Raw genomic sequence first — 13,478 nt, 5'->3', positions numbered from 1 at the left:
CGCCCGGCAGCGGCGCGCCCTGTCAGGTTACTGCACGGTTTTGCTGAAAGCGTCCACCGCCAGAATGGCGTTCGCCACATCCTCCGCCGTCAGGTTGGGGTTGAGGTTCTTCAGCGTGTCGCCCTCACTGCCAGCCAGCGCGCCAATCTTGACCAGATTCTCGAAGCTCTCCTGCTCCAGGTGCATCTCCGCCAGCGTGGTCGGCATCTTGATGGCGCGGTAGAAGCGCACGTAGGCGGCGATCTCCTCGTCCGGGCGCTGCTCCAGCACCATCTGCGTCAGGGTGCCGTAGGCCACCTTCTCACCGTGGGTCAGGTGATGGATATCACCCTGTACGGCGGTAAAGCCATTGTGGATGGCGTGCGCCCCCGCCAGCCCGGCATTCTCAAAGCCCAGCCCGGAGAGCAGCGTATTGGCCTCCACCACCGCTTCCACCGCTGGCGTCACCAATTTTTGCTCCACCGCCTTGTAGGCGCTGTAGCCGTAGGTCAGCAGCGTGCGCTCGCAGGCTTCGGCAATCGCCATGCCAGCAATGGTCGGGTCGCCGTCCACCATCGATTTGGCGTGGGCGCGCTTCACCGCCTGCGCCTCAACGTAGGTCGCCAGCCCATCGGCAATGCCAGAGGCAAACAGCCGCGCCGGGGCCTGCGCGCAGACCGCGGTGTCCACCAGCACCAGATCCGGGTTTTTGTCATAGAAACGGTAGCTGTCAAACACCCCTTCGTCGGTGTAGATCACCGAGAGCGCGCTGCACGGCGCATCGGTGGAAGCGATGGTGGGCACAATCGCCACCGGCTGGTGCAGCTCGTCCGCCACCGCCTTGGCGGTGTCCAGCGTCTTGCCGCCGCCCAGCCCCACCACCAGCGTGGTGCCCGCCTGACGCGCACTGTCAGCCAGCCGGCTGATCTCATTGCTGGAGGCCTCGCCGTTGAAGCGCTCAAAGTGCAGCGCCACCTCCGCCTCTTTCAATGCGCGCTGCACGCGCTCGCCAACAATCTTCCACACCACGTCATCAGCGATCAGCAGCGCATGGTTGCCCAGCGCGGGCAAGTAGCGGCCCAGCTCATCCATCACGCCGCTGCCCTGCACATATTTACGTGGTGACGAGAAAACAAATTTACTCATACTCACTCCTCCGGATGTGATAACCAATCTGGCTGTGGCGGCAACCTGCCAACGCAGTAGGCTGTCGCGATGATGTATATTTAATGTTAATTTTCAACATTAAATATACATAACCCACCGCCAGTACGCTTTTCCTGGCTAAGCCTAGTGCATCATGGCGCAGGGCGAGATGAGGTACAGGGGAAAGCGCATGATTTGCAAAGTGAATCGCAATAATCTTTATCACTGATCAATTATGAAACGCTTTATTTTCGTTTCTCCCGATACATTATGGCAAAAAGCCATGGCCTATTATCGCCGTGAATACCGGGCACCCTGCCCTATATTCGGCGATTTTTTTTGACCAGATGAGAAAAATGACAAATAAAAGTCTGTAGCAATCCCCATGCCCGCACGGCAGTTCATGCAAATTGAAAAGTTATCCTGCGTCCTGTTTGGCAAATTCTGGCGAAAAAAAAAGAAATGGGTGAAAAAATAGCGGAGGCTTTCCTATAATCATCCAGTAGCTCCGTCACCTATTAAGGAAGAGATGAATGAAACCACTATTTCTGACGGCCGCATTGTGGCTGGTGATCGGCACTCCTGCCCTAGCTTCCCACCATACCACGGTCGCCAATTATGATCAGGCCAGCCTGCGGACATTGGATGCGCGTTACCCGGCCACGGCGATTGCCCGTAGCGGCTGGGCCACCCAGCCAAATAGCGCGGCGCGCGCGCAGGCCAGCGCACAGGGTAATCTGCCGGTGCAGCAGGAAATAAAAAGCGCAAAACCGCACGCGCCCCACGCGATTATTACCCAATAATCCCGGCGTGTCTGGCCCCGGCCGATGGCCAGCAAGCGTTTGAAAAATGAGTGGTAATCCCGGAAAACACCCCCGGCAAATTGCCGGGGGCGGCATGGGCTAATTAACGCATCTGGCGGTCGTCAATATATTGCCGTTTATCTGCCGGCGGCGGGAAATATTGGTAGAGCCAGGTATCACTCAATGTCTCCTGGCCGGAGCGCAGGAACATGCGTAATTCCACCGGATCGGTCTTATCGCTATCGGGATACCAGTCAAACAGAATGCGATAACCGTTCATCGGCTCGACATAGAGAATTTCAATATTATTGATGCGGCCGGCGGAGGCATTAATCACCGGTTCGATCCCTTTATCTGCGAAAGATTTCAGGTCACCGCCAATATAATCGACGGCAAACCGACGCGCCCAGACGGTCGGGTAGTGCTCGCCCGGCGCCCACCCCTCCGGGAACCCGCCCATGCCGGTGCGTGTCGCCTTGACGTTGGCCAAGGGGCTGCGCGCTGGCGGTTGGGCGCACCAGTGGAGGCGGTAGCGGTAGCTGTGCTGCTGCCCGGCCTGCAACGGCTCGGCTGGCTGCCAGAAGCAGACGATGTTGTCGAGGGTCTCGCCGGTGGTCGGGATCTCCATCAGGTTCACCGCCCCCTTGCCCCAGTTGCCGACCGGCTCCACCCACAGGCTGGGGCGTTTGCTGTACCAGCCAATGATGTCCTGATAGTTCTCGAAGTCATGGTCGGTCTGCAACAGGCCGAAGCCGCGCGGGTTTTCGTCGTCGTAGGCGTTGAATTGCAGGCGCTGTGGGTTGTTGAGCGGGCGGCAGATCCACTCGCCATTGCCGCGCCACATCGCCAGCCGATCCGAGTCATGGATCTGCGGGTGGATGGTGTCGCACATGCGGCGCTCATTGGTGCCGCAGCTGAACATGCTGGTCATCGGCGAGATGCCAAGCTGGGTGATGGTCTTGCGCGCGTGCAGGTGCTTCTCAATGTCCATCACCACCCGGTCTTTTTCGCAGTGGATGGTGAAGCGGTAGGCGCCGGTGGCGCTTGGGCTGTCGAGCAGCGCGTAGACGGTGAAGGTGGTGTCCGCCGGCGAGGGGCGATCGAACCAGAAGGCGGTGAAGTCCGGGAACTCCTCGTGGTCGGAGAAGGTGTCGATCGCCAGCCCGCGCGCGGAGAGGCCATACTGGTAGGTGTCATCCACTGCGCGGAAGTAGCTGGCCCCGAGGAAGGAGACCACGTCACGGCGCGTCAGCTCCGGGGCCTTGTTGACCTTGAAGCCAGCAAAACCGAGGCTCTCATGCCCCTCCAGCTGTTTGGTGTCCACGCCCGCATCGTTGTAGTTGAACAGCGCCGGGCGGAAGTGGATCTCGCGCGCCTGATGCTTCTGCGCATCCACCGAGAAGACCCGCACCCGGCGCTTAAAGCCCATGCCGACGTGGAACAGCTCCACATCCAGCTGGCGGTCAGGGCCGTTGCCATTCCACAGCGAGTGGTCATGATCATACTGGATCTTGTTGTAGGCTTGCGGCGTCAGACCGGCCAGGGTGGGCGGCAGCGCGGCGGGCGGCCCGCCATAAGGGGCGGCGGCCAGTTCCTGCGCCATGGTTTGCAGGGTGGAGAAGTCGAACGGGGTCACGTCACCGTCGGCCACTTCCGCCGCGGCCGCGGTGCGGCTGAACAGTGACGACATTGCCGGCATACCGCAATAGGCGGCGAATGCCAGTGAAGCTTTGAGAAATGCTCTTCTTTCCATGCCTGGAGAAGTTCCTGTGCTGGGCAAAGTATCAGTCCGGGCGCTCTGGGCGGCTCATCATGAACCGGGGCCGGCGCGCCGGGGCTCGAAAAGTTACGACATCAAGGGTTGCGGAAAATTCATGGAGTGAACAGCCCAATGCCCAACGATGCCAGCACCTTACGCGTTGCCGCGCAGCGTGGAGAAGTTCCGCAACGCCGCAGTGTAAGCGGGCTGCGCACCTGCCGCAATACAGTGCTCGGCGGTTGACGAAAAGTTCATCCGGCACGGCTTTTTAAGAAGATTCTGGCGCGGCGATTGAGACAAATTGGCGGAAAAACCGGCAGGCGGGGTTTCCCCTCCCCTACCCGCGGCGCGCCAGCCTGATCGGCAATCACCCCGGCCTGCTTCCACGGCCTTTTTGCCTGTCTAGCCCGGCCACGTCGTTCCCAATCGCCACCGGTAGCAGGTAAGTGTTTTTAAGTATGTTGTAATGATAATGCGCTTGCGCACGGTTGACTTGCCGTGGTGGGCAGCGGATGCCGTACACTGCTCTTTTTGCCTGAGAGGATCGCCATGAGCCATTTTCGCCCGGTCGCCCCGGAACACGCCAGCCGCCTGCTGAACCACGGCCCAACCATTCTGGTCACCAGTCGCAGCGCGGACGGCACACAGCGCAATGTGATGGCCGCCGCCTGGTCAACGCCAGTGGAGTTCACCCCGGCGCGCGTCGCCATCGTGGTGGACAAAGGCACCCTGAGCCGGTCGATGATTGAGGAGAGCGGCGTGTTCGGCATCTGCGTGCCAACGGCCGCCTTTGTCGATACCGCCTACGCGGTCGGCAGTGTCTCGGGCCGCGACGGCGATAAGTTCGACCGCTTCCAGATCGCCAGCCAGCGCTGCCCGGAGAGCGGCGTGCCGCTGATTGAGTCGGGCTGCTCGGCCTGGCTGGCCTGTCGCCTGCTGCCGGAGCCGAACGCACAGACGCGCTACGACACCTGTTTCGGTGAGGTGGTGGCCGCGGCGGCCGATGAGCGGGTCTTCCGCGACGGGCGCTGGATGTTCACCGCCGAAAACCGTGACCTGCACGCGATCCACCACTTGGGCGGCGGCCGCTTTGTGCTGACCGGCGACAGCATCCAGGCCGCGCCACTCTGAGTGCTCACTGCGGCTGGGCGCGGCTGCTGGTTTTGCGGTACTGCAACGGGGTCTGGCCCATCAGCTTCTTGAAGCTGGTGATGAAATAGGGCGTGTCGGAGAAGCCGCTACGCTGGCCAATCTGCTCTACCGTCAATTCGCTGTTGCGCAGCAGCTCGCAGGCGCACTTGACCCGGCGGGTCACCAGGTACTCCTGGATGGAGCCGCCGGTCTCCTGGCTGAAGACGCGTGAGGTGTAGCTGCGCGACAGGCCAATCGCCAGCGCCAGCCGCTCCAGCGAAAATTTGCTGTCATAGTTCCCCTCAATCCAGTTCATCACCTTGGTGGCGGTGGTTTCGACCCGCGCCGGGTGCGGCGCATCCTGCTGCGGCATAAAGCTCATCAGTTGCAGCATCAGCACGGCCACATCCTCCAGCTGGTGCTGGTTCTGCTGGCAGAGGCGGTGGAAGCTCTCAAGCAGGTAATCCAGGTGCTCGGCCTGCTCGCTGAGATCGTAGACGCGCGCTGGCCCTTGGCTGTCACAGAGTTGGTGGAAGATCCTCTGCCGGGTGGGAAAGGGTTGCAGGGTGCTCTCCAGTACCACGTTCTCCACATGCAGCGTGGTGCGCTCATAGGGATTGGCGGCCCCCTGCTCGACAAATACCTTGTGCAGCTTGAAGGGTGGGAAGATGAACATCCGGCCGGGGCGCAGGGTGTACTGCTGGTTATCGACAATCACCAGCCCGTAGCCGCGCATCACAAACAGGATCTCAAGGCACTGGTGCCAGTGGTAGTAATTGGCGCTGGTCGCGCTTATTCGGTTGAAGGAGATATAACGTTCATTAAGTGCAATGCGTTCCAAAAAATCATTTTCCGCCATTCGGAGGCTCCCGGCTGAGGTTTTATTATTGTTGAAACCCTTTTCCCTTTATGGCGAAGACAACAAAATGAAGTTTTTGCGCGTTTTTTTATAATTTAGGCCACTTTAGACCTTGAAAATCAACGTTTATTTTGCAATGCCCGCTATTTTGTGAGCGAGCTAACAAATGGTAGCGCACGGCTCCCTGTACTATTCGCTGCGTCGGCCGGACGACGGTTTTAAATAAATTGATTTCAAGATTAGCGTAATTTTTTATTTCTTTGGCGTTTTTTAACCTTATTTCTTTCACCCAATCCTGAATGTCAGGAGGCCCTGATGTGTCCTGAAAACAGATCTGTGCCCGCCGCGCCGCAGCCGGCGGAACTTGCCACCCGGCCGCAGATGCAGGCGGCCCTGAACCGGCTGCTGGCGGCGGTCGAGCCTTACTGCCAGCCCGGTGCCAGCGGCATCCCGCTCGGCCACTTCACCGCCCACTATGGCCCGCGGGTGGCGGAGATGGAAGCGCTGGCGCGCCTGCTGTGGGGAATCTTCCCGCTGCTGGCCGGTGGCGGCCAGCCGGCCGCGCTGCCCTTCTGCCTGACCGCGATTGATCACGGCACCGATCCGGCGCACCCCGGCTATTGGGGCGAGGTGGGGGAGTATGACCAGCGCTGCGTGGAGATGGCGGCCTTTGGCGTCGGCATGGCGCTGCTGGGGCCGCGCTGGCAGACGCTGTTTGCTGCGCCACAGCAACAGCGCATCACGGCCTGGCTGGCGCAGGGGGCGGAAGCAGCCATCCCGGACAACAACTGGCACTACTTCCCGATTCTGGTGCAGGTCGGTTTCCACCGCACCGGCCAGCCCTATGATGCCGACTGCGTGGCGCGCCACTTCGCCAGCATGGAGCACTACTATTTGGGTGACGGCTGGTATGCCGACGGGCCGGGGCGGCCGCGCGACTACTACATCTCGATGGGCTTCCACTTCTACGGCCTGCTCTACGCCACCCTGATGGCCGACGAAGATCCGGCGCGTGCCGCCTGCCTGCGGGAGCGCGCCACGGCCTTCGCCCAGGATTTCATCCACCAGTTTGCCGCCGACGGCTCCGCCATCCCGTTTGGCCGCAGCCTCACCTACCGCTTCGCCGAAGGGGCGTTCTGGAGCGCGGTGGCCTTCTCCGGCCTGCCGGTGTTCAGCCCCGGTATTGTCAAGGGGCTGGTATTGCGCCATTTGCGCCACTGGCTGCAACAGCCAATTTTTGACCGCGACGGGGTGCTGAGCGTCGGTTACCACTACCCGAATCTGGTGATGGCCGAGGATTACAACGCCCCCGGCTCCCCCTATTGGGCGCTGAAGCTGTTTCTGGTGCTGGCGCTGCCAGCGGAGAGCGCTTTCTGGCAGGCGGAGGAGCAGCCGCTGCCGCCACTGGATCGCCTGCGCGCCCTGCCCCACGCCAGCCAGCTGATTGTGCGCGACGCGCCCGGCGATCACCTCTACCTGCTCACCGCCGGCCAGCTGGAGCTGAATAACTTCGTCAACAGCGGCCCGAAATACACCAAATTTGCCTACTCCAACCGCTTTGGCTTCTGTCTGGAGCGCGGGCGCTATGGCCTGCCCCATGCGGCGGTGGACTCCATGCTGCTGCTGGCGGAGGAGGATGAGTACTGGCGCGGGCGGCGCGAATGCCACGAGGTGGTGACGCGCGCTGACCTGATCTTCTGCCGCTGGTCGCCGTGGCGCGATGTGCAGGTGGCGAGCTGGCTGATCCCAGCGGGTGACGGCCATCTGCGGCTACACCATCTGGTGACGGCGCGCCAGCTGGCCTGCGCCGAGGGGGGCTTCGCGGTGATCGCCGCACCTGACACCCGCGTCAGTCAGCCCTCCGGCGGCCGCTGTGAGATTGCGGCGCGCAACGGCGTCAGTGTGATCCAGAGTTTGGATGAGGACGAACGGCGGCAGGCGGAGTGGGTGCGCACCCCGCCCAACAATAACCTGATGTTCGCGGAGACCGCCGCCATCCCGGTACTGCGCGGGGTACTGCCGCCCGGCGAGCACTGGCTCGCCTGCTGGGTGGCGGCCAGCCCGCAGCCGCAGCCGAATGACACCCCGCAACTGGTTCGCACAGCGCAGCGGCTGACCCTGACCTTCCGCCACGGCCAGCGCCATATCTGGCTCTGACCCCCCTTTCCGGCCCGCCGGCCACCGGCGGGCCTCCCTGACCCTGTACAGGAGAGTGCCTATGGACGCTTCCGCCCCGGCCGTTGCCCGCACGGCCTATATAAAGATGAGCAGCTTTATCTTTCTCTACTTCTTTACCTGGTCGGCCAGCTTTGGCCTCTACGCGCTGTGGCTAAGCCAGAAGGTGGGCCTCGACAGCATGACCATCGGCACGGTGTTTGCCGTCAACGGCGTATTCGCCGTGGTGATGAAACCGCTCTATGGCTACATCATGGACAAGATCGGCATGAGCAAGTGGCTGCTCTGTTTTGTGGTGGTGGTCTCCGCACTGATGGCCCCCTTCTTTACCTATCTCTACCAGCCGCTGCTGGTTTCGCGGCCACTGGCTGGCATCCTGCTCGGCGCGCTCTACCTCAGCCTCGGCTGGTATGCCGGGGTGGCGGCGTCGGAGTCCTATGCCGATCGCTTCAGCCGCCTCTATGAGCTGGAGTTCGGCCAGATCCGCATGTGGGGATCGCTGGGCTGGGCGCTGGCCGCCGCCGCCTCTGGCGTGCTGTTCAACCTCTCGCCGCTGTTCAACTTCTGCCTGAGCAGCGCCACCTCCCTGCTGATGCTGGCGGTGCTGGCCAGCCTGAAGATTGGCGAGGCGCAGCTGCGCAATAACCAGGTGATCGCCGAACAGAAGATCGTGTTTGCCGACGTGATCCAGCTACTGCGGGATCGCAAATTCTGGATGTTCAGCCTCTATGTGGCGGGCGTTGCCTGGATGATGTTTATCGCCGAGCAACAGTTCCCGCGCTATTTCGCCTCCTTCTTTGCTAGCCAGCAGCAAGGCAACGCCCTCTATGGCTACCTCAGCACGCTTCAGTCCGGGCTGGAGTTTTTCATGATGATGGTGATCCCTTGGCTGGTAAACCACTTTGGCGCCAAGAAGGGGCTGCTGCTGACCGGCGTGGTGGTCGGGCTGCGCCTGATCGCCTCCGGGCTGGTGCATGAGGCGTGGCTGATCGCGCTGATCAAGCCGCTGTATGGCCTGGAGATCTCGTTGCTGCTGATCTCGGTGTTCAAGTATATCGCTGAGCATTTCCCGAAACGGGTCAACGCCACCATGTACCTGCTCGGCTATCAGGCGATGATCTATGTCGGGTCGGTGGTGGTCGCGCCGCCAGCCGGCTACCTCTATGACCGCATCGGCTTTGGCTCCACCTACCTGCTGATGGGCACCACTGCCCTGCTGTTTACCCTGGTGTCGGCCTTTACCCTGTCAGCCTGCCAGAGCCGCCGCGCCGCGCGCCCGGCAGCGCCGACGGCCGATCTCTCCCGCCTTTAACCTTTTATCAGGAGAAGCGTATGACTTTCCCCTTTACCCCACCCGATCGCCCGCGGTTCGCCGCCCATCTGGAGCAAGCCTGGGCCACGGTGCTGGCGCGCCTTGACGCCACCCGCCTGCTGGTTGGCGAACGGTTCCCGGCAGAGACCTGCGCCAACGGCCACTACCCGGTACGCGATAACGTCGAGTGGACCACTGGATTCTGGAGCGGCCAGCTCTGGCTGGCGTACCAACGCACCGGCAACCCAGCCTACCGGGCGCTGGCGGAGCGGCATGTCATCTCTTTCGGCCAGCGCATCGTGCAGCGCATCGATACCGCCACCCATGACCTTGGCTTCCTGTATACCCTCTCCTGCGTGGCCGCCTGGCGGGTGACCGGCAGCGCCAGCGCGCGCGGTATCGCCCTGCTGGCGGCCGAGGCGCTGCTGGAGCGCTTTAACCCACAGGCAGGCATTATTCAGGCATGGGGGGATCTGAATGACCCGGCGCAGCGCGGGCGGATGATCATCGACTGCAACCTCAACCTGCCGCTGCTCTACTGGGCCAGCCAGCAAACTGGCGATGGCCGCTTCGCCACGGCGGCGCGCTCCCATGCCGAGCAGGCGGCGCGCTATCTGGTGCGCCCGGACGCCTCGACCTTCCATACCTTCTATATGGATACCGAGAGCGGCGCGCCACGCTTCGGCAACACCCATCAGGGCTACGCCGACGACTCCTGCTGGGCGCGCGGCCAGGCTTGGGGCATCCTCGGCTTTATGTTGAGCTGGCGCTACACCGGCGACAACCAGCATGTTGCACTGGCGCGGCGGCTGGCGGACTACTTCCTGCCCCGCCTGCCGGAGGATGGCGTCTGCCACTGGGATCTGGCGCTGCTCGGCACCGGGGCGCTGCGTGACAGTTCAGCGGCGGCGATTGCGGTGTGTGGGCTGCTGGAACTGGCGGCGGCGCTGCCACCGGCTGAGGCGGGCCGCTACCATGATGCCGCCTGTTTCATCATGCAGAGTCTGACAGCGGACTACCTCAGCGCGCCCGACGAGGTGGGCAGTGGCCTGCTGAAACATGCGGTCTACCATCTGGCGGACAATAAGGGGGTGGATGAGTGCTGTAGCTGGGGGGATTACTTCTACGTCGAGGCGTTGACACGGCTGACGCAGGTGTGGCAACCCTACTGGTAAAGAGAGGCGGGGCCGCGCCCCGCCTCTCCCTATGGCATCAGCGCCTGCAACCGGTGGCGCTGCTCGCCCTGCTCGTCAAAGTTCTCCGGCGCCAGCCACTGCGCCAATGCCTGCCGCACCGCTGGCCACTCGCTGTCCAGCAGGGCGAACCATGCGGTGTCGCGGTTGCGCCCCTTGGTGACGATCGCCTGCCGGAAACAGCCCTCATACTGGAAGCCATAACGCAGCGCCGCGGCGCGTGATGGCGCGTTGAGGCTGTCGCACTTCCATTCACAGCGGCGATAGCCGAGATCGTCAAACAGGTAGCGCAGCATCAGGTAGATGGCTTCGGTGCCGGTGCGCTGGCGCTGCATCCGCAGTGACCAGTTGATCCAGCCCAGCTCCGCCACGCCATGCACCGGCTGTATGCGCATAAAGGCCGCGCTGCCTACCGCCTCGCCACTCGCCTTGTCAATCACCGCCATGTGCTGATCCTCACTGCCAGCCAGCCCCTCCAATAGCGCCTGAAACCCACGCTGGTCTGCCGGTCGCTCCACGGGCAGGTAAGTCCACTCCTCGGTATAGGGCACGCTGTAGTAGGCATCATAGAGCGCCTGACGGTGGCGCGCCGGCTCCAGTGGCTCCAGCCGGCAATAATCGCCCGGCAACATGATGCGGGCAGGCCGCGGGCGGGCAGTCCAGCCGGTTAAGGGTTCGCCGATGGGCTGGCCGAAATGATTAATGACAGGCATAAATTTCATCCTTGTACCAGTTAGTGCCCCCAATGAAAGCTATCACACTGATGGGGGGCGGTAAGTAGGAGGGAATCAGGTGATTTCACCTCTCTACATGACAACAACTACCTGATGTTACTAAGAAAAAATCAGATTTTGTCGCAGAAATCTACACAACCGGTTAACGGCAAAAGAGGCAAATCCCCGCTGAAACCCGGGCGATTTCACATGCAACTGTTTAGATTTATAGATTATTCGTACAGCTAAAATGCTTTTACTTCACAAAATTGAATAAAAAGTATACGCGCAGGCTGTAAAATGAGTTACAAAATAAGCACGCATACGTGATTTTAGTTTCAAAAAGGTTTCAAATTTGTGGAATATCTGATCATTTTTAAACTAATTCTTATTACCCAAACGAGCCTCATTATTTAACTTATTGTTTTTAAAACATAAAATATCACACCCCCTGTATAAAAAACAACCACCTCAGTGGCATTAAGGAATGGTTAAGCAGCGCCGAACAATAGATGAATTATTTTTAACAGTTGCCCAAACAAAAATAACTTGTCTATAACACCCACTTCTCGCCCCAACAGCGCCAATGCGCCGTCTATCAGCATTTATCCTAACCTGAACGAGGTAGACGCCCCGTTTTGCCCCCCTAGAACCCGGTTTACCGACCCCCACTGACTTAAGGCAAATTTATAGTTAACGGGGAAACAGCGGCATAGTCTTAAATTCTCATTGAACTGATGATGGGTTTGTTGGTAGAACATACACCAACGTTATGTATCCGATCTATTTTTCGTCTTCAGGATTTTTCTTACTGTACTTTAACGGTTAAAAACGGATTTAAATTGAGGGGTTCTCTTATGCCGACGATCATTATGGATTCATGCAGCTACACACGCCTGGGCTTGACCGATTATCTCACCAATAATGGGGTCAAAAAGAAACATATTAATGCCATCAACGATATTGAAGGCCTTCATGAACGCTGTGAAAAATTAAATCCCAGCGTGGTCTTTATTAACGAAGACTGCTTTATTCATGAAGCCAACGCCAAAGAGAGAATTAAACGTATCATCATGCAGCATCCGGATACGCTATTCTTTATTTTCATGGCAATTACCAATATCCATTTCGAAGAGTATCTGTTCGTTCGCAAGAACGTGATCATCTCTTCCAAGGCCATCAAGCCGCAGACGCTCAACGAGCTGCTGAAGGGCTACCTGGAGAAGAACAGCCACGCCGCAGAGCGCCCGAAGCTTGATGTGACGCCGGTGACGCTGAGCCAGACCGAGTCCAACATGCTGCGCATGTGGATGTCCGGCGAGGGTACCATCCAGATCTCCGATAAGATGCAAATCAAGGCAAAAACGGTTTCCTCCCACAAAGGAAATATTAAGCGCAAAATTAAAACCCATAATAAGCAGGTTATTTATCATGTGGTGCGCCTGACCGATACGCTGACCAGCGGTATTTATGTTAACTCCCGCTGAGTGATTGACGCTTTACCTATTTATCGCCAAAAGAGCTATTGTCATTTTTAATTGCTTCGGCAATTAAAAATGAGTGTGTCTCCCAGTGACTTTTTTTGCGCGCTTGCCCCACACGAAGTGATTCGTGTGGGGGTTTTTATCCCGCTCCACCCGCCAATGTGTTTACGCGTTTTATCTTGACTGCGCCTACGCATCTCGCGTTGGCCTCGCTACATTTCATATAAAATTATCCGTTGCGTACTTAATTTCACTCATTTTTAAGAACATTCCGAACAGCAACCTCAGAATTTTATACTAGCGCGTAGGCCGCGCCATACCTGGGTTCATGCCCCTTTCTTATCAATGCCCGTGTGAAATTTGCCTATTATTTAACCGATTAAAGTTATTGCCCGCGCTGCCGATAATGCTGTTCTGGGGCCTGCCTGAGCATAGCGCAAGGCAGCCAGACGGGAGGAATAAAGCGGGTAGGAAGGAAGAGTTGGCGGGCGGCTGGGGGCAGCGGGTGCCGCCCCCACGGGGTCAATCCTGTGCTTTCGGCTCCACAAAGGTACCATCCAGGCTGTCCACCTCATTGAAGAACCAGATGCCGGTGGGGTAATCCTCCAGCTTCACCAGATACATCACCCCTTCATTAAACTGCTCCACCGCCAGGATGACGCCCTCACGGCGTGGCCCCCCGTCGGTCTTCACTGTTACCACGTCATTGACTTTCATGGCCGCTCCTCGTTATCAGATGGCCCACTAAAGCTACCATAGCCTGCGCGTACTGTCTTTGACCTGCATCTTTTCAAATCTTTAACAGTTAGCGGCGAGAATCTTGCACCCGCTTTGCCCTAGACTACGTCTGTACTACCCCCCAAAGTAGTCGCTTTAAAAAACGATGTAACAAGGAACTTTGCCCGCGCACAGCGGGCTTTTTTT

General features: G+C 59.3%; 11 protein-coding genes. 6 read left to right on the top strand and 5 right to left on the bottom strand.

Annotated elements, in window-relative coordinates:
* Positions 1–27 precede the first annotated feature (27 nt).
* Entirely contained in the window at positions 28–1,125 is a 1,098-nt protein-coding gene (locus ACK3SD_RS06315; RefSeq protein WP_137762747.1) for a glycerol dehydrogenase, read from the bottom strand.
* Positions 1,126–1,658: 533 nt separating this feature from the next.
* Here ACK3SD_RS06315 and ACK3SD_RS06310 point away from each other — a divergent pair.
* On the top strand, positions 1,659–1,928 hold the full coding sequence (locus tag ACK3SD_RS06310; protein WP_481127140.1) for a hypothetical protein: 270 nt from the start codon (positions 1,659–1,661) through the stop codon (positions 1,926–1,928).
* A 103-nt stretch (positions 1,929–2,031) separates the two neighbouring features.
* Here ACK3SD_RS06310 and ACK3SD_RS06305 read toward each other — a convergent pair whose 3' ends face one another.
* Positions 2,032–3,681: a glucan biosynthesis protein D gene (locus tag ACK3SD_RS06305; protein ID WP_481127139.1), complete on the bottom strand. Its 1,650-nt coding sequence runs from the start codon at positions 3,679–3,681 to the stop codon at positions 2,032–2,034.
* A gap of 555 nt (positions 3,682–4,236) precedes the next feature.
* Here ACK3SD_RS06305 and ACK3SD_RS06300 point away from each other — a divergent pair.
* Positions 4,237–4,818, top strand: a complete 582-nt coding sequence (locus ACK3SD_RS06300) for a flavin reductase family protein (protein ID WP_481127138.1) — start codon at positions 4,237–4,239, stop codon at positions 4,816–4,818.
* A gap of 4 nt (positions 4,819–4,822) precedes the next feature.
* Here ACK3SD_RS06300 and ACK3SD_RS06295 read toward each other — a convergent pair whose 3' ends face one another.
* Positions 4,823–5,677 carry an AraC family transcriptional regulator gene (locus ACK3SD_RS06295; RefSeq protein ID WP_481127137.1) on the bottom strand — a complete coding sequence of 285 codons (855 nt, stop codon included), beginning with the start codon at positions 5,675–5,677 and terminating at the stop codon, positions 4,823–4,825.
* 315 nt (positions 5,678–5,992) lie between these two features.
* Between ACK3SD_RS06295 and ACK3SD_RS06290 the strand changes: the two genes are divergently transcribed.
* The 3 genes from ACK3SD_RS06290 (at position 5,993) to ACK3SD_RS06280 (ending at position 10,339) form a co-directional block, all read left to right on the top strand.
* A complete protein-coding gene (locus ACK3SD_RS06290; protein WP_481127136.1) occupies positions 5,993–7,834 on the top strand; it encodes a DUF2264 domain-containing protein in 1,842 nt (613 codons plus the stop codon).
* Between the two features lie 61 nt (positions 7,835–7,895).
* On the top strand, positions 7,896–9,164 hold the full coding sequence (locus ACK3SD_RS06285; RefSeq protein ID WP_481127135.1) for an oligosaccharide MFS transporter: 1,269 nt from the start codon (positions 7,896–7,898) through the stop codon (positions 9,162–9,164).
* Positions 9,165–9,184: 20 nt separating this feature from the next.
* Positions 9,185–10,339 (top strand): glycoside hydrolase family 88 protein, encoded by a 1,155-nt coding sequence (locus ACK3SD_RS06280; RefSeq protein WP_481127134.1) that lies wholly within the window; start codon positions 9,185–9,187, stop codon positions 10,337–10,339.
* A 29-nt stretch (positions 10,340–10,368) separates the two neighbouring features.
* Here ACK3SD_RS06280 and ACK3SD_RS06275 read toward each other — a convergent pair whose 3' ends face one another.
* Complete coding sequence (locus ACK3SD_RS06275) at positions 10,369–11,070, bottom strand: GNAT family N-acetyltransferase (protein ID WP_481127133.1); 702 nt, start codon at positions 11,068–11,070, stop codon at positions 10,369–10,371.
* Between the two features lie 857 nt (positions 11,071–11,927).
* On the opposite strand from ACK3SD_RS06275, the gene rcsA reads away from it, so the two are divergent.
* A complete protein-coding gene (gene rcsA / locus ACK3SD_RS06270) occupies positions 11,928–12,557 on the top strand; it encodes a transcriptional regulator RcsA (protein ID WP_137762739.1) in 630 nt (209 codons plus the stop codon).
* A 519-nt stretch (positions 12,558–13,076) separates the two neighbouring features.
* Here the strand turns inward: rcsA and dsrB are convergent.
* Positions 13,077–13,271, bottom strand: a complete 195-nt coding sequence (dsrB, locus tag ACK3SD_RS06265) for a protein DsrB (RefSeq protein WP_137762738.1) — start codon at positions 13,269–13,271, stop codon at positions 13,077–13,079.
* Positions 13,272–13,478: the final 207 nt, after the last annotated feature.

The organism is Chimaeribacter sp. YP20170169 (assembly GCF_056739715.1).
The sequence above is the reverse complement of the archived record's forward strand: the minus strand, read 5'-3'. Positions and strand labels throughout refer to the sequence as shown.